Here is a 24490-nt window from a genome sequence, read left to right as displayed (position 1 = left end):
CCCTGCTTACTTCTTGATCTTGACTTGCGTCTTGATCACCGGGTTCGGCACGTCCTGCCCGGTCCGCAAGTCGATCACCGTATCGCGACGATAGGCCAGGATTCCGGGGATCGGAGGCATACGGGTGAACATCAACGCATAATAGTTGTTGAGCTTGCCGTGGGCATGAAATTCCGCCTGCACAACTGGCAGGTCCTTGAGAGTCTCTGGCACACCGCCGAAGGCCAGTTTGGGGCGCTGCTGAACAGGTGCTTCAACCGGTTCGCCTTTCTTGGCGGCCTTCTCCTCGGCGCGCTTCCAGGCTTCGACGCTGACGACGTCCCAGCCCTTGACGGAGTCCGGCGCGGCAACCAGGAAGTTGCCAAGGTCGGTGATCACGCCCGGCTTCACTTCGAAGCGGACGGTCCCCATGCACATGCACTGTCCACCCGCGACCACGCCCGGCTGCATTAGTACCGGACCATAATAGATGTAGGTGCCGGGCTTTACCGCCGTCAGATAGTTGAAGCGCGGTGCCGCCTCGTCCTTGTTGTAGATGAACATCGGCCCGAACGAAGCCATGTCGCGCAGCTCAATCGCATCGATCGTGATGTTCTCTTTCGAAGGCTCGACCGGCCGTGCAGGCGGCGCCTTGCCGGTCTGCTTGGCGATCGAGACTTCGGTTTCCCAGTTCTTGAACTGTCCCGGATACTTTTTCTGAGCCTTGGCAAAGGCCTCGTCCAAGTCCTTCTGGTATTCCGCCTGAGTCGATTCATCGGGCACCCGCAGGAAAGTCCCAAAGGTTCGGAAATTGGACTGGATGAAGATATAGCCCGATGCCAGATCAAGCTTCTGCTTGCCCGTGGCGAGCTTCTTTTCCTCGATCGCCTCGGGAGAGGCCAGTGCAGGCATGGCAAGGGCAGCCACGATTGCGGCAATGAATTTGGTCGAAGTCCTCACAGCCCCAGCTCCTTTGCAGTCGGCTTAGGCCCGGAAGCCACCAGTGCCTGTATCTCTAGCGCATCGTCGCGCTCGCCCTCTTTCTTGCGGCCGAGCCCTTCCTCGAAGTTGAACTTCTTCCACAAATCGCCGGAAAGTCCGTAGCGCTGATAGCCTTTGAACCCCATGCAGTTACGCAGGTTGATCCGGCGTTGCTGACGGCGCGCGGCCGAGCCGAAAATCGCATCCGCCAGCAAGCTGCCGACGGCCGAGCCGATCCCCGCGGCAAGAACGCCGTATTGCGCGGTCGCTCCGGCCAAGGCTCCGCTGTTGCCGCCCAGATAGATGCTCGATCCACTGGCAAGTGCGTCACACTCGCGGACATCGGCATAGGCTTCCGGGAAGCTGGTCCCTTCGCGGTGGAAATAGAAGAACTTGTCAAAGTCCGCCTCATCCTGCGGGGTCGGCGTAAAATCGAGCTTCGGGCGTTCCAGGGTGGCCGGATCAGGCAATTCGTATGGCAGCAACTGAGGTGCCCCAGCCTCCTGCGCTGTCGCGAGTGTAGGTCCAGACATCACCGCCAATGCAGTGATCCATCCAATAATGCGCATTCGTCTTCTCCCCCCTATTTTAGGGCCGGGGCGCAAGGCGCACCCAGCCGCAACCGCGAATGCCTGTGACAGTGCAAACGACCTGATTCCCCCCTCCCATGCACGAAAGCATCGTAATGCAGCAGGGTAGCGGCGGCATATTAAGGCTTCAGGCGCTTAGCTTGCCCTTCAGCACCTGGTTCACCAGCTGCGGATTGCCCTTGCCCTGCATGGCCTTCATCGTCTGGCCGACGAAGAAGCCGAACAGGGCTTCCTTGCCGCCCTTGTATTCGGCAACCTTGTCGGCATTGGCGGCAAGGACGGCGTCGACGGCGGCTTCGATGGCGCCCGTGTCGCTGGTCTGCTTGTTCGCTTCGATCTCTGCCGCCAGGTCGATGTCCTTGGTCAGGTGGAGTTCGAAGATTTCCTTGGCCTTGGAGCCGGAGATCAGGCCGCTTTCGGTGGCAACGACGATGGCCGTGTTCGCTTCGATCGAGTTCTTGGGATCGTTCGAGGCGACGTTGTTGGCGTTCAGCACGCCCGGCTGTTCGGACAGGAGCCAGTTGGCGACGCGCTTGGCCACGGCTGCCTCGTCCTTGCCGCTGGCAGCGGCGACCGAGGAAAGCAGGGCTTCGAATTCGCGCGCGGTTTCGACGTCCGCCGTCAGCGCATTGGCGTTGTAGGCCGACAGGCCCAGCCCCGTTTCATAGCGGTGGCGCTTGGCATCGGGCAGTTCCGGCAGGCTGGCGCGGCATTCTTCCAGGAAGGCGTCGTCCAGTTCCAGCGGCAGCAGGTCCGGGTCCGGGAAATAGCGATAGTCGTGCGCGTCTTCCTTGCTGCGCATCGACCGGGTCGTGCCGCTGTCCGGATCGAACAGGCGGGTTTCCTGGACGATCTGGCCGCCGCTTTCCAGCACGTCGACCTGACGGCTGGCCTCGTGTTCGATCGCGGCCATGACGAAGCGGACCGAGTTGACGTTCTTCGTCTCGGTCCGGGTGCCGAACGGTTCGCCCGGACGGCGCACCGACACGTTGACGTCGGCGCGCATCGAGCCCTGGTCCATGTTGCCGTCGCACGAGCCGACATAGCGCAGGATCTGGCGCAGCTTGGTCAGGTAAGCCCCGGCCTCTGCAGGCGAGCGCATGTCCGGGCGGCTGACGATTTCCATCAGCGCCACGCCCGAACGGTTGAGGTCGACATAGGACATGGTCGGGTGCTGATCGTGCATCAGCTTGCCCGCGTCCTGCTCCACGTGGATACGCTCGATCCCGATGGTCTTGGTGCTGCCTTCGGGGTCCTTGGGATCAAGGATCACCTCGATCTCGCCCTCGCCCACGATGGGGTGGAACAGCTGGCTGATCTGATAGCCCTGCGGCAAGTCGGCGTAGAAGTAGTTCTTGCGGTCAAACCGCGACCACTTGTTGATCTGGGCATTGATCGCCATGCCGGTGCGCACGGCCTGACGAATGCACTCGCGGTTCGGCACCGGGAGCATTCCCGGCATGGCCGCGTCAACCAGCGAAACCTGGCTGTTCGGCTCTGCCCCGAATGCGGTTGCCGCGCCGGAAAACAGCTTGGAATTGGACGTCACCTGGGCGTGAACTTCCAGGCCGATGACGACCTCCCACTCACCCGTTGCGCCGTTGATGCGATAGCTGCTCATCTTACCACCATTTGTTCGGCTTGGCCGAGAACTGCGCACGGCTCTCGATGGCGAGGCCGGCATTAAGAACGCCCTGCTCGTCAAAGGGCTTGCCCACGATCTGCAAGCCCAGCGGCAGTCCTTCGCGGTTCAGGCCCGCCGGGACCGACATGGCCGGCAGGCCCGCGAGGCTGGCCGGAACGGCGAAGACGTCGTTCAGGTACATCGACAGCGGATCGGCGGTCTTTTCGCCCAACCCGAATGCGGCGGTCGGCGCGGTCGGCGCCAGGATCACGTCGCACTGGGTGAACGCGTTCTTGAAGTCGCGGCTGATCAGGGTGCGGACCTTCTGCGCCTGGGTGTAATAGGCGTCATAGAAGCCCGCCGAAAGCACATAGGTGCCGATCAGGATGCGGCGCTTGACCTCTGCCCCGAACCCGGCGGCGCGGGTGGCGGCGTACATGTCTTGCAGGCCGGCCCCATCGGGCAGGTCGCGCAGGCCATAGCGCACCCCGTCATAACGCGCGAGGTTGGACGAGGCTTCGGCAGGAGCGATGATGTAGTAAGCGGGCAGCGCATACTTGGTATGCGGCAGCGACACGTCGACCACTTCCGCGCCCGCGTCCTTGAGCCAGGCAATGCCCTGGTCCCAGCTTGCGGCGACGTCGGCGTCCATCCCGTCCATGCGGTATTCGCGAGGGATTCCGACCTTCTTGCCCTTGAGATCGCCCGAAAGGTTCGCTTCCCATTCCGGCACAGGCAGGTTCAGGCTGGTCGAGTCCTTGGGATCGAACCCGGCCATGGCTTCCAGCATGATCGCGCAGTCGCGCACGTCGCGGGCCATCGGGCCGGCCTGGTCGAGCGAGCTGGCGAAGGCAACGATGCCCCAGCGGCTGCACCGGCCATAGGTCGGCTTGATCCCCGAAATGCCGGTGAAGGCCGCAGGCTGGCGGATCGAGCCGCCGGTATCGGTGCCGGTCGCTGCGGGGGCAAGGCGCGCCGAGACTGCGGCGGAGCTGCCGCCCGAGCTGCCGCCCGGTGCCATGGCCGCGTTCCCGCCGTCATTGCGCCGCCAGGGCGAGATGACATTGCCGAAATAGCTCGTCTCGTTCGACGAGCCCATGGCGAACTGGTCCAGGTTGAGCTTGCCCAGCATGCCCGCGCCCGCGTCCCACAGCTTTTGCGAAACGGTGCTTTCGTATTCGGGCTTGAAGCCTTCCAGCATATGGCTGGCCGCCGTGGTCTGCACGCCGCGGGTGGCGAACAGGTCCTTCATGCCGATCGGCACGCCGCCCATCTTGCCCAGCGGCTGACCGGCAGCGCGGCGCGCGTCGGTAGCCTTGGCCGCTTCGATCGCCATGTCCGGCGTGGTGACGATGAAGGCGTTGAGCGCATCCTGCGCGGCGGCGACATTGGCGTTGAACGCTTCTGCCACTTCGACTGCGGTAAAATCGCCCTTGGCCACGCCGTCGCGGATCGCGGCAACGCCCAGTTCGGTCAGGTCAGTCATTGCTGCCAATCCTTGTGCTGATGGCGGCTTCGACAAGCTCAGCCTGAGCGGGGCTTGTGATCCGGGTCAAAAAAAACATCCGCTCATCCTGAGCCTGTCGAAGGATGCTGCGCAACCGAAGCCCCATTATTCGATCACCTTCGGCACGCCGAAAAAGCCGTGTTCGGCAGCGGGCGCATTGGCCAGCACCGAATCGCGCACGCCGCCGCCGGTCAGCGGATCGGCGTCGATCACGTCATCGCGCAGGCGCAGCGTGTTTTCGATCACGGCGGTCATCGGTTCGATGCCCGTCACGTCCACTTCGCCCAGCTGTTCAACCCAGGCGAGAATCCCGTTCAGTTCGGGAACCATCGCTTCCAGTTCGCCTTCGCTGACCTTGATGCGGGCCAGCGCGGCGATCTTGGCCACCGTGGCAGTATCAACCGACATTGTTTCGACTCACTCAGTTATGGTGCGCCGAGACCGCAGGATGCGGCACAGCAGCGCCAGACCATTGCGCGTTACTTGCCTTCGGCGGGAGCGGCCGGCTTCTTGCCGCCCTTTTCGGCGGCAGCGGCGGCTTCCATCGCCTTCATCTGCTCGGCCTGCATTTCCTGCTCGGCCGAAGCGCGGCTTTGCACCTTCAGCAGGTCGATTTCAAAGTGCAGGTCGGTATTCGGGGCAATGCCCGGAGCGCCTTCCTTGCCATAGGCCTTTTCCGACGGGATCACGACCTTGTACTTGCCGCCGGGCTGCATCTTCTTCAGCGCTTCGACAAAGCCGGGGATGATGCCCTGCAGCGGCAGCTTGGCGCCCTGCGCCTCGTCGAACACCTTGCCGTCAGGCAGGGTGCCCTTGTAATTGATGGTGACAACGTCCTGCTCGGTCGGCGCGGCGCCCGCACCGGCCTGGACAGTTTCGACCGAAACGGCGGCGGGCAGGCTGGTCCAGACCAGGGCGCCTGCGGCCAGAGCGGCGGCGGCGACACCCAGCCAGAGCTTGGTCAGCGCGCCCTTGGCGATCGGCTGGAGCGGTACGCGGGTGATTTCGGTCATCGGGTTTCCCTGTCTGATCAGTACGAGTCTGGTAGATATGCAAAAGGGCGCGGAAGCACTCCGCGCCCTCATGGCTTATCGCAAGCTGCGGTTCAAGCTTGCAACGGCGTTTTACTTGACGCCGTCACGCTCCATCCGCTTGCGCTCCATCTTGCGGGCGCGGCGCACGGCAGCGGCCTTTTCGCGGGCGCGCTTTTCCGAGGGCTTTTCAAAGTGACGGCGCAGCTTCATCTCGCGATACACACCCTCACGCTGCAGCTTCTTCTTGAGCGCGCGCAGGGCCTGCTCGACATTGTTGTCGCGGACGAGAATTTGCATAAACCGAACCACCTCACATACAAAAGGTCAGAACCCCGCTGTGTCCGGTGCGGGGGAGCACCCTTGAATCGAAAAGACGAAAAACGAAAATACTAAACGCGCCGAATCCCTTGAGATCGGCTCGAACCGGCGGGCGGCTACCACCTGAATCGGCACTTGGCAAGCCTGCAATGGCATGAAAGCGGCCATTTGCGCTTCGCCGCGATGTGTGGTGAGTGCCGCCAAGCAGAGGGGAGCGCGCTTGCACACCAGTTTCACCAGTATCGATTGGATGGTCCTGGGCGGCTATGTCCTGCTGCTGGCCGTGGCGGGCTGGCTGACCACGCGGCGCGGCATGAAAAGCGAGGATTACTTCCTGGCCGGACACCATGCGCCGACCTGGCTGGTCGCCGTGTCGGTCCTGTCCACCGTGCAATCGGCAGCGACATTCCTGGGCGTGCCGGACAATTCGTTTCGCGGCGACTATACCTACTTGGGCGGAGTCCTGGCCGCGCTGATTGCCGCCTGGGTGGTCGCAAACGTGCTGATCCCGCGCTTTTACGCGCTGCGGGTGACCACGGTCTATGAACTGCTGGAAGCGCGGTTCGACCCTGCCGCCCGGCGCGCGGCGGCGGCGATGTATCTGGTCGGCCGGATCTTCGCCAGCGGCGCGCGGCTTTACCTGGCGGCCATCGCGGTTTCGATGATCCTGTTCCTGGACGTCACCCCGCAGCATATCGCCATGGCCGCCTTTGGCCTGCTGGTCTTTGGCCTGGTCTTCACTTTCATGGGCGGGCTGCAATCGGTGATCTGGAGCGACCTGGTCCAGGTGGTGCTCTATGTCGGCGCGGCCCTGCTGGTGGCCTGGCACCTGTGGAGCGGGCTGGACATGACCCTGGCCCAGGCCGTGGAAGCGCTGGGACCAAAGCTGAACCTGGTCAACCCGACGCTAGACCCGTCCGCGCCCTGGGGCCTGCTCGCGGTGCTGACCGGCGTGATGCTGCTCAATCTGGCCAGTTCCGGGCTGGACCAGGACATCACCCAGCGCCTGCTGGCCTGCGAGGATGCGCGCAAGGGTGCCCGCTCGCTCTATGCCTCGGTCTGGATGAGCCTGCCGGTGATCCTGCTGTTCCTGGTGATCGGCTCGCTGCTCTACCTCCATTACCAGGGCAGCGCCGCCGGGTCGTTCCGGGGGGAGAAGGTGACCGTGTTCATGCACTATATCCTCACCGAGATTCCTCCGGGCCTGCGCGGGCTGGTCACTGTGGGCGTGATTGCGGCGGCGGCGATCAATTCCGGGCTGATTTCGATGTCAGCCGTGCTGGTCAACGACCTTTACCGCCCCTTCGCTGGCGAGAAGAGCGAAGCGCATTTCGTGCGGATGGGCCGGATCGCAAGCGTGGTGCTGGGCGCGGCGCTGTTCGGCATGGCGATCCTGTCCTACTTCTGGCAGCGCTATGCCGATAGCGCGCTGCTGGACTTTGTCCTGGGCGTCATGGCCTTTGCCTATTCGGGGCTGATCGGCGTCTACGGCGTTGCCCTGTTCTCGCGCCGGGGCAATTCCGCCAGCGTCATCGCCGCATTCGTCGCCGGATTCCTGACCGTGCTGGCGTTCCAGCCATACGTTGTCGACATGGCTGGCCTGCCCGCCGCGCTGAAGCAGGTCGCCTTCCCCTGGCAGCTGGTGCTGGGCAGCCTGGTCTCCGCCGCCGTCTGCCTTTGCGGAGCGCCGCGCCGGGCATAGGAAAAGGGCGAAACGCATCGCTGCGCCCCGCCCCTTGCAATCACAGTAGCCGCTCCGGTCAGAACCCCAGCGTCAGCTTGCCGCGATAGCTCTGGCTGCGCAGATCGCGGCGCAGAACGGTCGTATCGGCTTCGACGGCAAGAGCCGCCCGGCTGCCCAGTTCAAAGGACAGTCCGCCGCTGATTTCGGCCCAGTCGTCATCGCTCCCGGCCAGGGCGAAGGGCGCCACCGCCCTGCCGCCGACGAAGCCTGCCCCGAAAGTCACCGGCTGGTCGAGGAAATCGTGGACGTAGCTGGCCGACAGATAGGGCCGCACCTTGCCCATCCGGCCGGACAGGTTCAGACCCAGACGGCCTTCCAGCGCCTCATAGGCTTCGCGGTGGACGACCAGCGCCATCGGCCCGCCCAGTTCCGCCGCCTGATCGAACCCGATCGATTCGTAGCGCAGCGAGGCGCGCGGAACGAGAGAGACCTGGCCGCCCTTGGCCAGTTCGAACCCGATCCCGCCTTCTGCCGAAAAGGCCAGCGAATCGTCGTCCATGGTCAGGTTGTAGGGAATGGTCGCCAGGGTCACGCTGCGCTTGCTGTCGGTGGAGAGCAGACCGGCGCTGATCCGCAGGTCCATGCGCAGGTCCTTGTCGGTCGCCATGGCTCCGTAAAGGGAACCCTGGACCAGCCGCGCCCCGGCCTGCTGACCCGCCAGCGAAGTCCTGCCATCGACATCGGCATAGCTGAGCGCAAAGCCCACAGTGGCGCGGTCCGACACGGCCTTTTCCAGCCCGAAGGCCGCAAACCAGCCGTCGAAATTGTCCCGCGCGCCAGCGCCTGCACCGGGCATGGGCAGCGAACTGCCGTCCAGATAACCGGCGGCCAGATAGCCGCTGGCATCGTCGGCCAGCTGGCTGAGCGGCTGCGCGCCTTCATCGACAAAGCCCAGCGCCCCTTCAAGCGGAGCAGCGGCCCGCGTGTGGCTGTCGGTGCTGGCCATCGGCAGGGGATTGCCATTGACGGTCAGCTGGCCGCTCCCCTCGCCCGGCTGGATCGCCTGGACCCGCTGGCGCAGGAACCGCTCCATCGTTTCCACCGCTGCCACGCTGGTTGCGGTGCGCAGCGTCTCGCTGCGCGGGGCGGCGGATTCGAAGAAGGAGCGGACGCCCGCCACGCCTTCCATGTCCAGCGGCCCGTAAAGCCCGGCCAGCGCATCATAGGAACCCGCCCGGTTGGCATCCATCAGTTCCGCATAGGAAACCTGCACGGCCGAGGAAGGATCGATCACATCGGCATAGTCGCCAATGCTGATCGTCAGGTCCACCGCTCCGGCAAAATAGGTCAGACGCGGAATGATGACGGCGCTGATCGTCGGCGCGGCGAAGGCTCCCGTCGTGCCATAGTCGGCTGACAGGATGCGATAGCTGCTGCCGTCCAGCGGGCGCGTTCCCGGCGTGAAGGAAATGGCCAGCTTGCCGCCCAGATTGGCAACGCCGCCGCCGGCAGCTCCCGCCATCACCCGAATCCAGTCAGACTGCCCGTTGCTGCCCAGGTCGACCATGTAGGTCGTGCCCGAGGCAAAGATCGTGTTGCCGACAAAGCTGAGCGTGCCGATGGTCCCGGCGTTCCCGGTCGCGCCTGGCGAGATCGTGCCCGCCGTGCTGGTAAAGAACGGCGCGGTGATGACGCCCGTCCCGTTCAGCCCGCCGGTCAGCATGTAATAGTCGCCCGGCGTGGTCAGCGCGCCGTTGACCTGCACCGTGCCGGTGCCCTGGGTCACGCTGATCAGGCTGGTCAGCGAGCCGCCTTTCTGAATGTCCAGCATGGCGCCGCCATTGGTTACGCTGAAGCGGTCGATCACCACGCTGCTGCCCAGCGTCGTGGTTCCGGCCGCACCCAGCGTGACATCGAAATAGCGCGGCTTTACGCGGGCGATCCGGTCACCATCGTAATTGGTGGGGACAAAGCCGCTCGCCCCCGGCAGGCCGTTTTCCAGCGTCGCAGCGGGCAAGGCGGCAAGGGCCTGCGCGCCTTGCCCTGCCCCCGTTGCTCCCGCCGCGAAATTGGTGGCGCTTTCGCCAACCAGCTGCATCTGGCGCAGGTCGGCCGTACCGATTGGCTTGTCCTCGCGGATCAGCGCGCCGCTGGCAATGTCGATGCAGGTCGACGTGCCCGCGCTCTGATCGCAGACCTGGCCAAAACCGGGCTGCTCGGTATTGCCCGCACCCGGCACCGTGGGAATGCCATTGACGAGCTGGCCATTGACGATGACCTGGTAGGCCGGATCAAGGTTCGTCACCCAGTGATCGGGATCGTTCCAGTCGCCGTTTCCGGCCTTGGCTCCGACATAGTGGTAGAAGTTGTTGGCCGCGACCCAGTCCCAGTACAGGTAGAGCGGCTGGTAGAACGCCGCCGTGCCGTACCCGAATGCGGGCTGACCAAAGTAGAATTGCGGGTAGCCGCCCGAGAGGACGCCGATGACCACCGACTTGGCAAAGGTCCGGTCCAGGATCAGCGGTCCGCCCGAATCGCCGCCGGAAACCATGCCCTCGTTGGGCAAGGCATTGTCGCGCCAGGCGTTGAAATCATAGACCGACGCCTGGGCTGTTCCGCGCAGGGGATCGTCAAAGTCGATCCAGTAGAGGTTCTGCGGGTTGTTCGAGTAATTGCCGCCGTAAATGAAGTTCTCGAACTCATCCAGGCTGGCCAGCGCGCCCAGCGTGTTCTCTGCCACACGGCGGCGGAAATCGACCGGCTGGCTGCCAGTCGTGCCCGTGCCGTTGCGGCCATAGCCGGTAATGGTCACGTGATAGCCGGTGCCATCGGCGGTGATCGGCACGGCGGGAAGCTGCGAGAACAGCAGGGCCCAGGTCGGCACGTTGGCCGCCGGCGTGTCGAGCGACGATGTCGCCACGTCAGCATAGAGGAAGAAGTTGGAATTCGGCTCTTGCGACAGCGGATTATAGCTGACGTAGTTGGAGTTGTAGAACGCCTGGGCCACGTTGGTCTGGTACTTGCCCGCACCGTTGGCGTCGCCATTCAGCCAGACCGCCAGTTCGTTGACCTCGCCCGGCGCATTGGCGCGGGTGTTGGTTTCAAAACCCCAGGCAATCGCCTGTCCGCTGGTGTTCGCGCCATAGTCTTCCACCGCGCGCCGGTTCACGCAGTGCGCGGCAAACAGCACGGTGCGCGGATTGATCAGCGATCCGGTGCAAGTGCTGACGCTGCCCCCACCCAGATCGACAATCATCTGCCCGACGCCATTGACGTTGACCGGATCCCGCGCCGTGGTCGGCGTGCCGGGGTCGGCGATCAGGATGTTCGGCTGGGGCGCGGTCACCCGGATGCGCTGATCCATCGCGGCGGCGCTGGCGCTCCAATAGCTGTCCTGTGCCTGGCGCTGGAGCGTCATGGTCAGGCCGACCTCTCCCAGCAATTCCCCGGCATCGGGGGCGGCAGACGATTCCGCGAAGGCAGGCGCGGCGGCACAGGCAGCAATCAGGGCTGCAAGACTGGCACCGCGCACAGCGGCACGGCAAACACGGCGGGAAAAAGCGGTTTCAACGGACAATGAAAAGCCCCCTTGGGATCACGGAAATCGGAAAGAAATTGCGTTTTTCTTCTGCGGCCTACCCTCTCGACCGCTAACCTAGATTGGCTTTTCCAAATAAGTAATGGTGCTTATGCATTTCCGCACATTATTATTGCGGATCAGCGGCGCGGGCCGGGATCGCTGCTGTCGCCGCCCCGACGGCCAATTGCCCGGTCCGGCCGCCTCGCCCCTTGTCTGACCGGCCCTTCAACCCCTAAGAGGCGGAATGTCCTCTTTCTCCGGTTTCGTTCAGCATTCGGTGCTGGTTGCCCTGGGCGGCGCGCTGGGCGCGTGGCTGCGCTACGTGGTCGGCCTTGCCTGGGCGCGCAGCATCGGCGCCGCCTCCGCTGCCGCATTCCCCTGGGCGACCCTGACGGTGAACCTGTTCGGGAGCCTGGCCATGGGCCTGCTGACCGGCTGGCTGGCGGGCAGCGGACAAGGATCGGAAAGCTGGCGGTTGCTGCTGGGCGTGGGCGTGCTGGGCGGCTTTACCACCTTTTCCGCCTTCAGCCTGGACGTGGTCAGCCTGGCCCAGCGCGGCGCGATTGGCACGGCGATTCTTTACGGCGCGATCTCGGTCGTCGGCAGCATTGCCGGACTGGTCGCAGGACTTTCGATTGCAAAGGGCTTCGCATGACGGCGCGGGAAGAGACTGCGGCGGATACGGTCCGCCAGTTCACGGTGGGCAGCGACGACGATGGCGTGCGGCTGGACCGCTGGTTCAAGCGTCACTTGCCGCAGGTCGGCTTTGCCACGGTCAGCCGCTGGGCGCGCACCGGGCAGATCCGCGTCGATGGCAAGCGCGCCGATCCGGCTGACCGGATCGCGGCCGGACAGGTCATCCGCGTCCCTCCCGGTGGCGACAGCCCGGACAAGGCGGCCCGCACCCGCAAGCCCTTGACCGAGGAACAGATCGCCCTGGCGGAATCGATGGTCATCAGCAAGGACCGCGCCGCCATCGTGCTCAACAAGCCGCCGGGTCTTGCCACGCAAGGCGGCAGCGGCACGTTCCAGCACGTCGATGGCCTGCTCGATGCCTATGCCGATGAAGGCCCGCGCCCGCGCCTGGTCCACCGGCTGGACAAGGATACCTCCGGCGTCCTGCTGATCGCCCGCACCCCGGGCAGCGCGGCGTTCTTTTCCAAGCGCTTTTCCGGCCGCTCCGCGCGCAAGATCTATTGGGCGCTGGTCGTCGGCGTGCCCGACATAGCCGACGGCATGATCGACCTGCCGCTGGCCAAGCAGCCCGGCACCGGCGGCGAGAAGATGATGGTCGACAAGAGCGGCGAAGGCCAGCCGGCCCGCAGCCGCTACCGCGTGATCGACCGCGCCGGCAACCGCGCCAGCTGGGTCGAGCTGCAACCCCTGACCGGGCGGACCCACCAGCTGCGCGTCCACATGGCGGCAATCGGCCACCCCATCGTCGGCGACGGCAAGTACGGCGGCCCGGATGCCTTCCTTTCCGGCAGCATCAGCCGCAAGATGCACTTGCACGCCCGCCGCCTGATCATCGACCATCCCGACGGCGACCTGATCGACGTCCGCGCCGAACTGCCCGAACATTTCGCGGCCAGCCTGGAACAGCTGGGCTTCGACGAAGCGGACGGCGATGCGCTGGAAGTGGTCCTGGCCAAGCCCGCGCCGGACAAGGAAACCAAGAAAGCCTTTGCCAAGGCCCATGCCAAGCAGATCCGCAAGGAGCGCCGGGGCGAACGCCGCAGCCGCGCCACGGGCGCCGCGTCCACGCGCAAGCCGCCGACAAAGCGCGGCCCGACCAAGGGCAAGGGCTCTCCCAAGCCGGTGAAGAAGTAGGCTCTGCCATGACCCTGCGCCTCGCCCTGTTCGATTGCGATGGCACGCTGGTCGACGGGCAGGCCGGAGTGGTGGGCGCGATGGAAGCGGCCTTTGCCGGGGCGGGACTGCCCCTGCCGCAGCGCCACCTGATCCGCCGCGCGGTCGGCCTCAGCCTGCCGCAAGCGATCCGCCTGCTGGCCCCCGAACTGCCCGAGGATGTGCGCCAGGAGCTGGACCGATCCTACCGCGATGCCTTTCGCGCCGCGCGAGAGAGCGGCCAGCTGGTAGAGCCGCTCTATGACGGCATGGCCGAACTGGTCGCCACCCTTTCGCAAGGCGGCTGGCTGCTGGGCGTAGCCACCGGAAAGAGCCGGCGCGGGCTGGATCACTGCCTGGCGGTGCATGGCCTCGCCGCGCATTTCTGCACGCTTCAGACCGCCGACAACCACCCGTCCAAGCCGCACCCGTCGATGGTCGATGCCGCGCTTGCCGAAAGCGGCGCGGACCACGCCGCAACCGTGATGATCGGCGACACGCAGTACGACATGGCCATGGCGGTCAATGCCGGGGTGCGCGCCATCGGCGTCGACTGGGGCTATCACACCGCGCAGGAACTGCGCGAAGCCGGGGCCGAGGCAGTCGCCCGCGATCCCGCCCACCTGATGGAGCTGCTGTCATGAGCGAAGAAGAAGCCCTCGCCCGCCGCCGCTTTGCCGCGCTCTCCCTGGTCCGCCTGGGCGGCGCGGCCTGCCTGACCGTGGGCCTGCTGGCCGTGGGCGGCAAGATCGTGGTGCCGCAGGTGCTGGGGATCGGTCTGGTTCTGCTTGGCTTGGCCGGATTTCTGGTTATTCCGCGCAGCCTTTCGCGCAAATGGAAGTCAGGGCAGCAGTGAAACGGTTCTACAAACAAGCCGCCGCCACCCAGGCGGAGGCAGGTTGGCAAGTGGCGCTGGACGGGCGCGGCGTAAAGACCCAGGGCGGCAAGCCGCAAGTGGTGCCCAGCGCCGCGCTGGCAGAGGCACTGGGCGCGGAGTGGGCGGCCCAGGGCGAGGACATCGACCCGGCCAGCTTCCTGCTGCGCGACCTGGCCGACTATGCGCTGGACGTGGTCGGCGGCGAGCGCGCGGACGTGATCGCCACCCTGCTGCGCTATGCCGAAACCGATACGCTGTGCTATCGCGGTGAGCCGGACGAACCGATCCATGCCCGCCAGCAAGCGGTGTGGGAGCCGCTACTGACCGCCGCCGAGCAGCGGTGGGACATTCATTTTGAGCGGATCTCCGGGATCATTCACCGCCCGCAGCCGCCCGAAACCCTGAAGCGGCTGGAAACGATCCTGTCCGCGCACAGCGACTTCACTCTGGCGGCGCTCAACACCCTGGCCAGCCTCTCGGCCTCTCTGGTCGTAGCGCTAGCTGCCATCGAACCGGATGCCGACATCGCAGCCCTGTGGAACGCCGCCGAACTGGAGGCCGACTGGCAGGTCGAGCAATGGGGCGAGGACTTCGAAGCCCAGGCCCGGCGCGAACGCAGGCTGGCGGCCTTCGACGCGGCGGCACGGTTTGCCCGGATGGCGCGGGGATAAGAACCGGCTTCGACAAGCTCAGCCTGAGCGGGGTTTTAGAGTAAGTCCTTGTTCTCGCTCCGCCTGAGCTTGTCGAAGGCCCTTGGTATCTGGATTGCCCAGTCACAAGTTTAGAGATGGGTCGGCTCCACAACCGCCTTCCCCCCATCTCCAGCCCGTTCGTGGTGAGGAGGGGCCGAAATCGGAGATTGAGGGCCCGTCTCGAACCACAGCGCTTTACGTAGTCCTTCGAGACAGCCCCTCAGCCTGCGGCTTCGAGGCTCCTCAGGACGAACGGAGCGGTGGCACACCCCGGCTTCGACAGGCTCAGCCTGAGCGGGGATAGCCTCCCGGCCCCTCTTAGTCGTCACCCCGGCGCAGGCCGGGGTCCAGTTTGCGCAGCGTTCATCGGGGTAAGCCCACTGGGCCCCGGCCTGCGCCGGGGTGACGGTTTTATGGGGATGCCTTCGCGTTCTCTGCGTTCTCTGCGCGAAACCTCGCGCCTTTTGGCCTTAGCCCACCCAGTCCGCGACCTGCGCCGCCACGTCGTTGGCCGCGCGGTTCAGGGCCGGGGCGAGGTCTTCGCCCTTCGCCCGGACGCCGGGGATCACGCTTTCGAAGCGCTTGGTCTGGACTGCGCCGCCGGCGCTGGTGCGGATGGCGTCAAAGCGGACGACGACCGAACTGGTCTGCGCGTCATAGCCCATGGCGATCAGCCGCCCGGCCAGGCGCGATCCGGCGACGGGTACGGTGGCCTGGGTATCTTCCAGGATCAGCCGCCCGCCCCGCGCCCGCAGCGTTTCGGCCAGCAGCGCGCGGAACAGCCGGGCGGGGCGTTCGATCCACTGCGCGTCCTTGATATAGGCGACGTTTGCCGCGTCGACCTGGACCGGAATGCGCAGGACCGAAAGCACCTGGTCGGTTTCCGGTTCCAGCACCATCAGCGCCTCGGCCGGGACCGCGCTGGCCGCGCTGCCGGCCGGAGCAACGGCGCTGGGCGTCAGGGTCAGCAGGGTCGGCGGCAGCTTGCCCTTGCCGCCGATGTTGACGCAGGCGGCCAGGGCCAGCGGCAGGGCCGCCATCATGGCGATGCGAGACAGTTTCACGGCCATGGCCCGGTTCCTCATGGTTTGTAGTCCGGCAATTTCTGCCCGCCGAGCAGCGATCCGGCGCCATCGTTGTTCACTTTTTCGGTCAGGTCGCGCAGCGCCTTGGTGCTGGCGCGCAGGTCGCGGATCGCGGCCTCGGCCTGGGGCAGCGTCGTCTCGTTCAATTGCCTGGCTGCCGGACGGACATCGCTGACCATCGCGTCCAGATTGTCCGCCGTGCTTTCGACCGAGCGCAGCGTCTTGCGGAACTGCACGATCATCTGCCGCCCTTCGCCGTTCAGCACGTCGTTGGCGGTTCCGGTGGTCGCTTCGAAGGTGACCAGCGCCTTGCGCGCGTCTGCCAGGGTCAGTTGCAGTTCGGCCATGGTGGCGCGGAATTGCGGGGCGGAATCGGCCAGACCGCCGCTCAGCCGGTCGGTATTGGCCAGGATGCGTTCCAGCGAGGCCTGGTTCTTGTCGGAAAAGACCATGGTCAGCCGCTCGGTCAGAGTCGCCAGGCGTTCGAGCAGGACCGGCGCGGAGTTGAGCAGTTCGCCCAGGCCGCCGCGCTTGGTCGGGATCACCGGCACGCCTTCGGGGCAGGCAGTGGCCTGTTCGCCCTTGCAGGTCAGTTCCGGCGCATCGCGGTTCGCGCCTTCCAGCTGGATGTTCGAAACGCCGGTAAAGCTGCCCTGCATCGTCGCCGTGGTGCCGACGCGGATCGGGGTGCCCTTGTCCACGGCGATGCGGACGCGCACGAAGCTGGGGTCCTTGGGCCACAGCTCGATTTCCGCGACCTGGCCCACGGCCACGCCCTGGAACGAGACGGACGAGCCCTTGGACAGGCCATCGACCGACTGCTTGAAGAACACGTCGTATTGCCGCTTGTCGCCCTCGCTCAGCCGCGCGATCCACAGGATCGCCCCGGCGACGAGCGCCAGCAGGGCCAGGGTAACGGCGCCCACCCAGACATGATTTGCCCTGGTTTCCATCGCTCTGCCTTATGCCCCCCTGCCCGCTTGCTTGTCCATCGCCATGCTCGGCCCGCCTGCCTGTTTCGCCGTGGCGCGATCCTTGGCCGAGCTTGCCGCCCGTCCGCGCGGACCATTGAAATATTCCTGAACCCACGGGTGATCGAGCTTCAGCAGGTTCGGGATCGTATCGACCGCAATCACGCGCTTGTCGGCCAGCACGGCCACGCGGTCGCAAATCTCGTACAGGGTATCGAGGTCATGCGTGATCAGGAACACGGTCAGCCCCAGGGTTTCCTGAAGCGCCTTGGTCAGCTGGTCGAAGGCCGCCGCGCCGATCGGGTCCAGCCCGGCGGTCGGCTCGTCCAGGAACAGCAGTTCCGGATCGAGCGCCAGCGCCCGCGCCAGGCCCGCACGCTTGCGCATCCCGCCCGACAGTTCGGACGGATACTTGTCCGCCGCCTCGTCCGGCAGGCCCGACAGCATGACCTTGTACCGGGCAATCTCGCGGCGCAGTTCCTCGCTGATTTCGGGATAGAACTGCTTGAGCGGGACTTCGATGTTTTCCGCCACGGTCAGGGTGGAAAACAGCGCCCCGCCCTGGAACAGCACGCCCCAGCGGCTGCGGATGTCGATGTCGTCATCGTCGCGCGCGGCGGTAATGACGTCGCCCAGCACGTCGATGTGCCCTTCTTCCGGTGTCTGGAGGCCGATGATCGCGCGCATCAGCACCGACTTGCCGGTGCCCGATCCGCCGACCACGCCCAGGATCTCGCCGCGCCGGACCTTGAGGTCCAGCCCTTCGTGGATCACGTGGTCGCCAAAGGCGGTCTTTAGCCCCTGGACCACGATGGGGAAGTTTTCGTCGTGTGCGGGCGCGGTCATCCCCACCCCACTTCGGTGAAGAACACGGCAAAGAAGGCGTCGAGCACTATCACCATGAAGATCGCCTGGACCACGGCAATCGTGGTGCGGATGCCGACGGCTTCGGAATTGCCCTCTACCTGCATGCCCTGATAGCACCCGGCGATGGCCACGATCAGGCCGAATACCGGCCCCTTGATCAGCCCGACCCACAGGTCATGCGCCGGCACCACTTCCTGAATGCGCGACAGGAAGGTGAAGAACGGGATTTCCAGCGAGAACATCGAAATGACCGCGCCGCCGATGATCGACAGGATCGCGGCATAGAACCCCAGCAGGATCATCATGAACGTGCAGGCCAGCACGCGCGGCACCACCAGCGCCTCCATCGGGGAGACGCCGATCGTCCGCATCGCGTCGATTTCCTCGGTCAGCTTCATGGTCCCCAATTGCGCGGCAAAGGCCGAGCCAGAGCGGCCCGCCACCATGATAGCGGTCATCAGCACGCCAAGTTCCCGGAACGAGAGCCGCCCGGTCAGATTGATGGTATAGATTTCCGCGCCGAACTGCTCCAGCTGCACTGCGCCTTGCTGGGCAATCACGATCCCGACAAGGAAGCTCATCAGGCCGATGATCGGCAGAGCGCCCACGCCGACCAGCTCGATCTGGCGGACCAGCGCGGTCCAGCGGAACCGGGCCGGGTGGCGAATGACTGAACCTAGCGCCAGAATCAGCGCCCCCAGAAAGCCCAGCAGGCTCAGCACGCCGCGGCCATAGGCGATGACAAAGCTGCCCACCCGTTCCGGCAGGCGCGCGGGGATCGGCAGTTCTTCCGGTTCGGGTTGTTCTTCCAGCTCGTTGCGGTGGACCGCCGCGATCAGGCGCTGCGCCTTGTCGCTGGCGCCGACGATGTCCGCCCCGCTTTCGCGCGACAGCCGCCAGACCAGCCAGGCCCCGACCGTATCGACCTCATGCGCCTGGCTGATGTCGATGGCAGAGAAGCGTTCGCCGGTGCCGCGCAGGGCCGTGTCGATCCGCCCGACCGACGAGACAACCAGCGGTCCGGTCAGCACCAGGCTGCGCGCGCCGCCTTCGCCTTCGGCTATCGAGTAGTCAGCCCATTCACGCATCAGCGCTGGTGTGGGGGAAAAATGCGGCCACGGCAAGACGGCGCAAACCTTGCGCGCGCGCTGCACCGCTGGCAAAGGCCGCAGTGATATGACCGACACGACCCCAAATTCCGAACTGCCCAAGACTTTCGACCCCGCCGCGATCGAGGCGAAGTGGTACGAACACTGGGAAAGCAAGGGCCTGTTCCGCCCGGAACGCCCCGATGCGCAGCCGTTCACCATCGTCAATCCGCCGCCGAACGTGACCGGCTCGCTCCACATCGGCCACGCGCTGGACAATACGTTGCAGGACGTGGTGGTCCGGTACGAGCGCCTGCGCGGCAAGGATGCGCTGTGGGTGGTCGGCACCGACCACGCCGGGATCGCGACCCAGATGGTGGTCGAACGCCAGCTGGAAGCGCGCCAGGACAAGCGCACCAACTACAGCCGCGAAGCCTTCATCGACAAGGTGTGGGAATGGAAGGCGGAAAGCGGCGGGACCATCACCCGCCAGCTGCGCCGCCTGGGCTGCTCGATGGACTGGAGCCGCGAGCAGTTCACCATGGACCCGCACTTCACCAAGGCGGTGGTGAAGGTCTTCGTCGACCTCTACAACCAGGGCCTGATCTACCGCGACAAGCGTCTGGTCAACTGGGACCCCAAGCTGAAGACCGCGATTTCCGACCTTGAAGTCGAAACCCGCGAGGTCAAGGGCGGCTTCTGGCGCTTCCGCTATCCCTTCGCCGACGGCACCGGCTACGTTGAAGTGGCGACCACCCGCCCGGAAACGATGCTGGCCGACATGGCCGTGGCCGTCCACCCGGAGGACGAGCGCTACAAGGCCGCCGTGGGCAAGGAAATCCTGCAGCCGCTGACGGGCCGCAAGTTCAAGGTCGTGGCCGACGAGCACGCCGATCCGGAACTGGGCAGCGGCGTGGTCAAGATCACGCCGGGGCATGACTTCAACGATTTTGAAGTGGGCAAGCGCGCCGGGATCAAGCCCGCCGACATGCTCAACATGTTCGATGCCGAAGCCCGCGTGGTCCAGACCGCCGATGGCCTGGTGCCGGACAAGTACCTCGGCCTCGACCGTTTTGTCGTGCGCGAGCATGTAGTGGCCGACATGAAGCAGGCCGGCTTCCTGATCCCTCACGTCACCAAGGACGCCGAAGGCAACGAGGTCGAAAGCGATTTCGAACCGCGCACGATCCAGACCCCGTTCGGCGACCGCGGCGGCGTGGTGATCGAACCCTGGCTGACCGACCAGTGGTATGTGAATGCCGAACACCTCGCCAAGGCTCCGCTGGAAGCGGTGCGCAGCGGCGCAATCGAGATTGTCCCGAAAAGCTGGGAAAAGACCTTCTTCAACTGGATGGAGAACATCCAGCCGTGGTGCGTCTCGCGCCAGCTGTGGTGGGGCCACCGCATCCCGGCGTGGTACGCCGCCGACGGCAAGGTCTATGTTGCCGAGACCGAGGAAGAAGCCCAGGCCCTGGCCGGCGCGGGCGTCGCCCTGGAACGCGATCCCGACGTGCTCGACACCTGGTTCTCCTCTGCCCTCTGGCCCTTCGCCACGCTGGGTTGGCCGGACGAGACGGAACTGGTCAAGCGCCACTACCCCAACGACCTGCTGATTTCCGGCTTTGACATCCTGTTCTTCTGGGATGCGCGCATGGCGATGCAGGGCCTGCACTTCATGAAGGAAGTGCCGTGGAAGCGGCTCTATCTGCACGGCCTGGTCCGCGCTGCCGATGGCCAGAAAATGTCCAAGTCCAAGGGCAACGTCGTCGATCCGCTGGGCCTGATCGATCAGTACGGGGCCGACGCGCTGCGCTTTTTCATGGCCGCCATGGAAAGCCAGGGCCGCGACGTGAAGATGGATGAAAAGCGCGTCGAAGGGTACCGCAACTTCGCCACCAAGCTGTGGAACGCCGCGCGCTTCTGCCAATCCAACGGCATCACGGCCAGCACGTCCGTGGCCGCTCCGCAGGCGACCAGCGCGGTCAACAAGTGGATCATCGGCGAAGTGGTGGAAACCCTGGCCGAACTGGACAAGGCCATGGCCGACCTGCGCTTCGACGCGGCGGCCAATGCGATCTACCACTTCGTCTGGGACCAGTTCTGCGATTGGTACATCGAACTGATCAAGGGCAACTTCGACGCTGAGACCAAGGCCGTCGCCGGCTGGGTGCTCGACCAGATTCTGGTCATGCTCCACCCCTTCATGCCCTTCGTGACCGAGGAACTGTGGTCCAAGCTGGGCGAGCGGGCGGACTATCCGCTGATCACCGCGCTCTGGCCGCAGCCGGGCTCGGCCGTCGATCCGGCGGCCAAGGCGGAAGTGGACTGGCTGATCGCGCTGATCGGCAACATGCGCACGGCCAAGAACGAACTGGGCATCGCTCCCGGCGCAAAGCTGGACGCTTACCTGCCCGACCCGAGCGCCGCGACGCGCGGGATCATCGAACGCAACCCCGGCGCCATCGAGCGCCTGGCGCGGCTCAATGGCATCCGGTTTGAACCGGCCCCCGCCGGTGCTGCGATGCAGGTTGGCGCAGGCGATGCGAACGTGATCGTCCCGCTGGAAGGCGTGATCGACATCGCGGCGGAAAAGGCGCGGCTGGAAAAGGCGCTCGCCGCTTCGCAAAAAGAAGCCAAGTCGCTGGAAGGCCGCCTGGGCAATCCCTCCTTCGTGGAAAAGGCCAAGCCCGAAGCCGTCGAAAAGGCCCGCGCCGACCACGCCCTGCACGTGGCCGAAGCAGAGCGTCTGGCCGCAGCACTGGCGAGGCTGGGGTAAGCTTCCTCCCCGGCAACGGGGAGGGGGACCAGCGAAGCTGGTGGAGGGGGCTTGGCTCCTTCCCCCCAGTCAGCAGTGGCAACCAGCCCCCCTCCACCGCCTGCGGCGGTCCCCCTCCCCGTGCCGGGGAGGATTTTGAGCCAACCCCGGCTTCGACAAGCTCAGCCTGAGCGGGGTGTGTGGTGCGGGGGTTACCATCCACCTGCCGTTCGTGGTGAGGAGCGACCGAAATCGCAGATTGAGGGCCCGTCTCGAACCACAGCCTTCGTGCTGCGCAGGTTCCCGCTCTGCCTGAGCTTGTCGAAGGCCCCTGCCGATCTGGACCTGCCGGTTCCGAAAGGGTTCGCGCAGAGGACGCAGAGAACGCAAAGGGACTGCGCCCCTGCGCGCGACCGTGCCGGGAGGGTGAGCCAACCCGGCTTCGACAGGCTCAGCCTGAGCGGGGTGTGTGGTGCGGGGGTTTAGGCAAAAGACGTAGCCCCTATCGTCACCCCGGCGCAGGCCGGGGCCTAGTCCGGACAAAGACGCGCCGCACAGCGGCTCGATTTTGCTTGCAGGGCTGGGCCCCGGCCTGCGCCGGGGTGACGGTTGAAAAGACAAGCTCTCCGCGCTCTCTGCGCGAACCTCGTGTTTACCCGCCCCCTGTCCTACCCGGCACAAATCTGCCAAAGACCTTGCCCATGCTGATCGCACACGAATTTTTCTGTCCCCAGTCCGGCGCAAGTCGGCAAAACCTGCGCCACGCCGCGCAATCGCGCGGGTTTTGGGCTGTTGGAAGAAGTGGACAGGGTGTCAACTGTGTCAACTTCGCCGAGACCGGCTGCCCATGCTGACTCTGGCCACCACCACACCGGGCGAACCGGAAATCTTTGCCTCGCTGCAAGGCGAAGGGCCGAGCATTGGCCGCCCGGTTGCCTTCGTGCGCCTGTCGCGCTGCAACCTGTCCTGCACCTGGTGTGACACGGCCTATACCTGGCGCTTTGAAGGCGACAACCGCCCGCACCGCGATGGACTGGCGTTTGAGCGCAAGGCCAACCAGCTGGTCCTGCCGGAAGAGGAAGTCGCGGCGCGGATCATGGCACTGGGACAGGACCGGCTGGTCATCACCGGGGGTGAACCCTTGCTGCAAGGGGCCGCGCTGGCCCGCATGGTCGGCCTTTTATCGGGCATGAGCGTGGAGATCGAAACCAACGGGACCGTCGCCCCGCACCGCGCGCTCTATCCGCTGGTGGCGCAGTACAACGTCAGCCCCAAGCTGCCCCATTCGGGCAACGATCCATCCATGGCCCTGATTCCAGAGCGGCTTTCCGCCTGGGCCAGCGAACCTAAAGCTTGGTTTAAGTTCGTCATCGCCGCCCCGGAACAGGTCGAGGAAGTCCTCGCCCTAGCCGCGCAATATGCCATTGCTCCCGGACGGATCTACCTGATGCCGGAAGGAACGGACAGCGCCACCCTGCGCGCCCGCGAAGCCTGGCTGGCTCCGCTCGCCCTGCAGAATGGCCTACGTCTTTCCGACCGGATGCACATCCACCTCTATGGTGATACCCGGGGGACATGAGCGACGAACCGCCCAAGGCCGGCTCCCTGCGCGGCGACCTGACCCAGGGGCCGCTGGCGCGCACCCTGCTGGTCTTTGCCCTGCCGCAACTGGTCGGCAACGTGCTGCAAAGCCTCAACGGCTCGATCAATGCGGTCTGGGTGGGGCAACTGCTGGGCGATCAGGCCCTGGCCGCAACGGCCAATGCCAATATCCTGCTGTTCCTGCTGTTCGCGCTGATCTTTGGCTTTGGCATGGCCGCCACGGTGCGGATCGGGCAGGCCTGGGGGGCAAAGGACGTGGCCACTGCGCGCCGCGTGCTGGGCACGGCGATCGGGCTCACCGGCATCATCTCGATCATCCTCACCGTGCTGGGCATTCTCTATGCCCATGTCCTGCTGGACTGGCTGGCAACGCCGGGCGCGGCACGCGGGCAGGCGCTGGCCTATCTGCGGGTGGTGTTCATTGCCAATCCGCTGATGACGGTCACCACGATGATCGCCATGGGCCTGCGCGGTGCCGGGGACGCGGGCACGCCGCTGCGCTTCATGATCCTGTCCACCGTGCTGGACGTGGCGCTCAACCCGCTGCTGATCCAGGGGATCGGCCCCTTTCCCGCGCTGGGCATTGCCGGTTCGGCCTGGGCCACGGTGATTGCCACGACCATTGCCCTGGCCAGCCTGCTGGTCTGGATCTATGCCAAGGACCTGCCCCTGCGGCTGCGCGGGGCGGAACTTGCCTGGCTACGCCCGCGCGGGGCCGAGACGCGCACCCTGTTGGGCATGGGCCTGCCGATGGGGGCGCAGATGCTGGTCATTTCGGGCGCCGGCGTCATCATGATCGGGCTCGTCAACCGCGAGGGGCTGGTCACTGCCGCCGCCTATGGCGCGCTGCTGCAGATCTGGAACTACATCGGCATGCCCGCCATGGCGATTGGCGGCGCGGTGAGCGCAATGGTGGCCCAGCACATCGGCGCCGCGCGCGAGGAGCGCGTGGACGCGATCAGCCGCGCCGGATCGCTGGCGAACCTGGCGATGACCGGCTTGATGATCGCGGCGCTCGTCCCGTTTGATCGGCCCGTGCTGGAACTGTTCCTGGGCGCGGGGAGCCCCTCGGTCCCTGCGGCCCTGCATATCCAGGACCTGGCGATCTGGACCTATCTTCCGTTTGGCATCACCATCGTGCTGTTCGGCACGCTGCGCTCCTACGGCGTGATCTATGCCCAGTTGCTGGTCCTGCTGACCGCGATGTATGGGGTACGGCTGGGGGCCTATTATCTGCTCTACCCGCTGATCGGTGCGGACGCGCTGTGGTACTCGTTCCTGCTCAGTTCGATTGCCTCGATGGCGCTGACCCTGGCGGTGTACTTCTTCGGCCCCTGGCGCAAGCTGATGCTGGCGCGGGTGGCGGCCGCCAGGGTGGGCAACGCGCTGGTAGCCTGACGGCGGGGCC

The 24490-nt window shown here is 65.5% G+C and carries 21 protein-coding genes; 9 read left to right on the top strand and 12 right to left on the bottom strand.

The genetic code is table 11. The features are described from left to right. Nucleotides 1-6: 6 nt before the first annotated feature. From ACQKOE_RS08180 to rpsU, 7 genes are all read right to left on the bottom strand, one after another. Complete coding sequence (locus tag ACQKOE_RS08180; protein WP_427512346.1) at nucleotides 7-939, bottom strand: hypothetical protein; 933 nt, start codon at nucleotides 937-939, stop codon at nucleotides 7-9. Then, on the bottom strand, nucleotides 936-1493 hold the full coding sequence (locus tag ACQKOE_RS08175) for a hypothetical protein (RefSeq protein ID WP_427512345.1): 558 nt from the start codon (nucleotides 1491-1493) through the stop codon (nucleotides 936-938). Before ACQKOE_RS08175 ends, ACQKOE_RS08180 begins: the two co-directional genes overlap by 4 nt. Nucleotides 1494-1677: 184 nt before the next feature. Further along, the gene (gatB, locus tag ACQKOE_RS08170; RefSeq protein ID WP_427512344.1) at nucleotides 1678-3171 is read right to left on the bottom strand and encodes an Asp-tRNA(Asn)/Glu-tRNA(Gln) amidotransferase subunit GatB; all 1494 of its coding nucleotides are present in this window, start codon (nucleotides 3169-3171) and stop codon (nucleotides 1678-1680) included. 1 nt (nucleotide 3172) lies between these two features. After that, nucleotides 3173-4660, bottom strand: coding sequence for an Asp-tRNA(Asn)/Glu-tRNA(Gln) amidotransferase subunit GatA (gene gatA, locus ACQKOE_RS08165; protein ID WP_427512343.1), 1488 nt, complete (start codon nucleotides 4658-4660; stop codon nucleotides 3173-3175). 126 nt (nucleotides 4661-4786) lie between these two features. Continuing rightward, nucleotides 4787-5089 (bottom strand): Asp-tRNA(Asn)/Glu-tRNA(Gln) amidotransferase subunit GatC, encoded by a 303-nt coding sequence (gene gatC, locus ACQKOE_RS08160; protein WP_427512342.1) that lies wholly within the window; start codon nucleotides 5087-5089, stop codon nucleotides 4787-4789. Nucleotides 5090-5160: 71 nt separating this feature from the next. Further along, on the bottom strand, nucleotides 5161-5694 hold the full coding sequence (locus ACQKOE_RS08155) for an FKBP-type peptidyl-prolyl cis-trans isomerase (RefSeq protein ID WP_427512341.1): 534 nt from the start codon (nucleotides 5692-5694) through the stop codon (nucleotides 5161-5163). Nucleotides 5695-5805: 111 nt separating this feature from the next. Further along, nucleotides 5806-6012: a 30S ribosomal protein S21 gene (gene rpsU / locus ACQKOE_RS08150; RefSeq protein WP_147088947.1), complete on the bottom strand. Its 207-nt coding sequence runs from the start codon at nucleotides 6010-6012 to the stop codon at nucleotides 5806-5808. A gap of 241 nt (nucleotides 6013-6253) precedes the next feature. Between rpsU and ACQKOE_RS08145 the strand changes: the two genes are divergently transcribed. After that, entirely contained in the window at nucleotides 6254-7735 is a 1482-nt protein-coding gene (locus ACQKOE_RS08145; protein ID WP_427512340.1) for a sodium:solute symporter family transporter, read from the top strand. A gap of 58 nt (nucleotides 7736-7793) precedes the next feature. Here ACQKOE_RS08145 and ACQKOE_RS08140 read toward each other — a convergent pair whose 3' ends face one another. Continuing rightward, nucleotides 7794-11249 carry an autotransporter domain-containing protein gene (locus ACQKOE_RS08140; RefSeq protein ID WP_427512339.1) on the bottom strand — a complete coding sequence of 1152 codons (3456 nt, stop codon included), beginning with the start codon at nucleotides 11247-11249 and terminating at the stop codon, nucleotides 7794-7796. 292 nt (nucleotides 11250-11541) lie between these two features. Between ACQKOE_RS08140 and crcB the strand changes: the two genes are divergently transcribed. From crcB to ACQKOE_RS08115, 5 genes are read left to right on the top strand one after another with little or no spacing between them, the layout of a single operon-like run. Beyond that, entirely contained in the window at nucleotides 11542-11952 is a 411-nt protein-coding gene (crcB, locus tag ACQKOE_RS08135) for a fluoride efflux transporter CrcB (RefSeq protein WP_427512338.1), read from the top strand. Next, nucleotides 11949-13127, top strand: a complete 1179-nt coding sequence (locus ACQKOE_RS08130) for an RluA family pseudouridine synthase (RefSeq protein ID WP_427512337.1) — start codon at nucleotides 11949-11951, stop codon at nucleotides 13125-13127. Before crcB ends, ACQKOE_RS08130 begins: the two co-directional genes overlap by 4 nt. Nucleotides 13128-13135: 8 nt before the next feature. After that, the gene (locus ACQKOE_RS08125; RefSeq protein WP_427512336.1) at nucleotides 13136-13789 is read left to right on the top strand and encodes an HAD-IA family hydrolase; all 654 of its coding nucleotides are present in this window, start codon (nucleotides 13136-13138) and stop codon (nucleotides 13787-13789) included. Next, nucleotides 13786-14001, top strand: coding sequence for a hypothetical protein (locus tag ACQKOE_RS08120; RefSeq protein WP_374588548.1), 216 nt, complete (start codon nucleotides 13786-13788; stop codon nucleotides 13999-14001). The genes ACQKOE_RS08125 and ACQKOE_RS08120 overlap by 4 nt, the downstream gene beginning before the upstream one ends. Beyond that, nucleotides 13998-14693, top strand: a complete 696-nt coding sequence (locus ACQKOE_RS08115; protein WP_427512487.1) for an ATP12 family chaperone protein — start codon at nucleotides 13998-14000, stop codon at nucleotides 14691-14693. Before ACQKOE_RS08120 ends, ACQKOE_RS08115 begins: the two co-directional genes overlap by 4 nt. A gap of 491 nt (nucleotides 14694-15184) precedes the next feature. On the opposite strand, the gene ACQKOE_RS08110 is transcribed toward ACQKOE_RS08115, so the two are convergent. Genes ACQKOE_RS08110 through ACQKOE_RS08095 form a run of 4 tightly spaced genes read right to left on the bottom strand, consistent with a single transcriptional unit; the run spans nucleotide 15185 to nucleotide 18725 of the window. Continuing rightward, nucleotides 15185-15784, bottom strand: coding sequence for an ABC-type transport auxiliary lipoprotein family protein (locus ACQKOE_RS08110; protein ID WP_427512335.1), 600 nt, complete (start codon nucleotides 15782-15784; stop codon nucleotides 15185-15187). 11 nt (nucleotides 15785-15795) lie between these two features. Beyond that, nucleotides 15796-16752 carry an MlaD family protein gene (locus tag ACQKOE_RS08105; protein WP_427512334.1) on the bottom strand — a complete coding sequence of 319 codons (957 nt, stop codon included), beginning with the start codon at nucleotides 16750-16752 and terminating at the stop codon, nucleotides 15796-15798. A 9-nt stretch (nucleotides 16753-16761) separates the two neighbouring features. Then, nucleotides 16762-17616, bottom strand: coding sequence for an ABC transporter ATP-binding protein (locus ACQKOE_RS08100; protein ID WP_427512333.1), 855 nt, complete (start codon nucleotides 17614-17616; stop codon nucleotides 16762-16764). Further along, nucleotides 17613-18725: an MlaE family ABC transporter permease gene (locus ACQKOE_RS08095; protein WP_427512332.1), complete on the bottom strand. Its 1113-nt coding sequence runs from the start codon at nucleotides 18723-18725 to the stop codon at nucleotides 17613-17615. The genes ACQKOE_RS08100 and ACQKOE_RS08095 overlap by 4 nt, the downstream gene beginning before the upstream one ends. 88 nt (nucleotides 18726-18813) lie before the next feature. Here ACQKOE_RS08095 and ACQKOE_RS08090 point away from each other — a divergent pair, with 88 nt between their 5' ends. From ACQKOE_RS08090 to ACQKOE_RS08080, 3 genes are all read left to right on the top strand, one after another. Beyond that, nucleotides 18814-21501 (top strand): valine--tRNA ligase, encoded by a 2688-nt coding sequence (locus ACQKOE_RS08090; RefSeq protein ID WP_427512331.1) that lies wholly within the window; start codon nucleotides 18814-18816, stop codon nucleotides 21499-21501. Between the two features lie 826 nt (nucleotides 21502-22327). Then, entirely contained in the window at nucleotides 22328-23059 is a 732-nt protein-coding gene (locus tag ACQKOE_RS08085) for a 7-carboxy-7-deazaguanine synthase QueE (protein WP_427512330.1), read from the top strand. Then, complete coding sequence (locus ACQKOE_RS08080; RefSeq protein ID WP_427512329.1) at nucleotides 23056-24480, top strand: MATE family efflux transporter; 1425 nt, start codon at nucleotides 23056-23058, stop codon at nucleotides 24478-24480. Before ACQKOE_RS08085 ends, ACQKOE_RS08080 begins: the two co-directional genes overlap by 4 nt. The last annotated feature ends 10 nt before the right edge of the window (nucleotides 24481-24490 follow it).

It is taken from the genome of Novosphingobium sp. NPDC080210 (assembly GCF_050281025.1).
Lineage (GTDB): Bacteria > Pseudomonadota > Alphaproteobacteria > Sphingomonadales > Sphingomonadaceae > Novosphingobium.
Note: the sequence above shows the minus strand (reverse complement) of the source record. Positions and strands in the feature narration are given on the sequence as shown.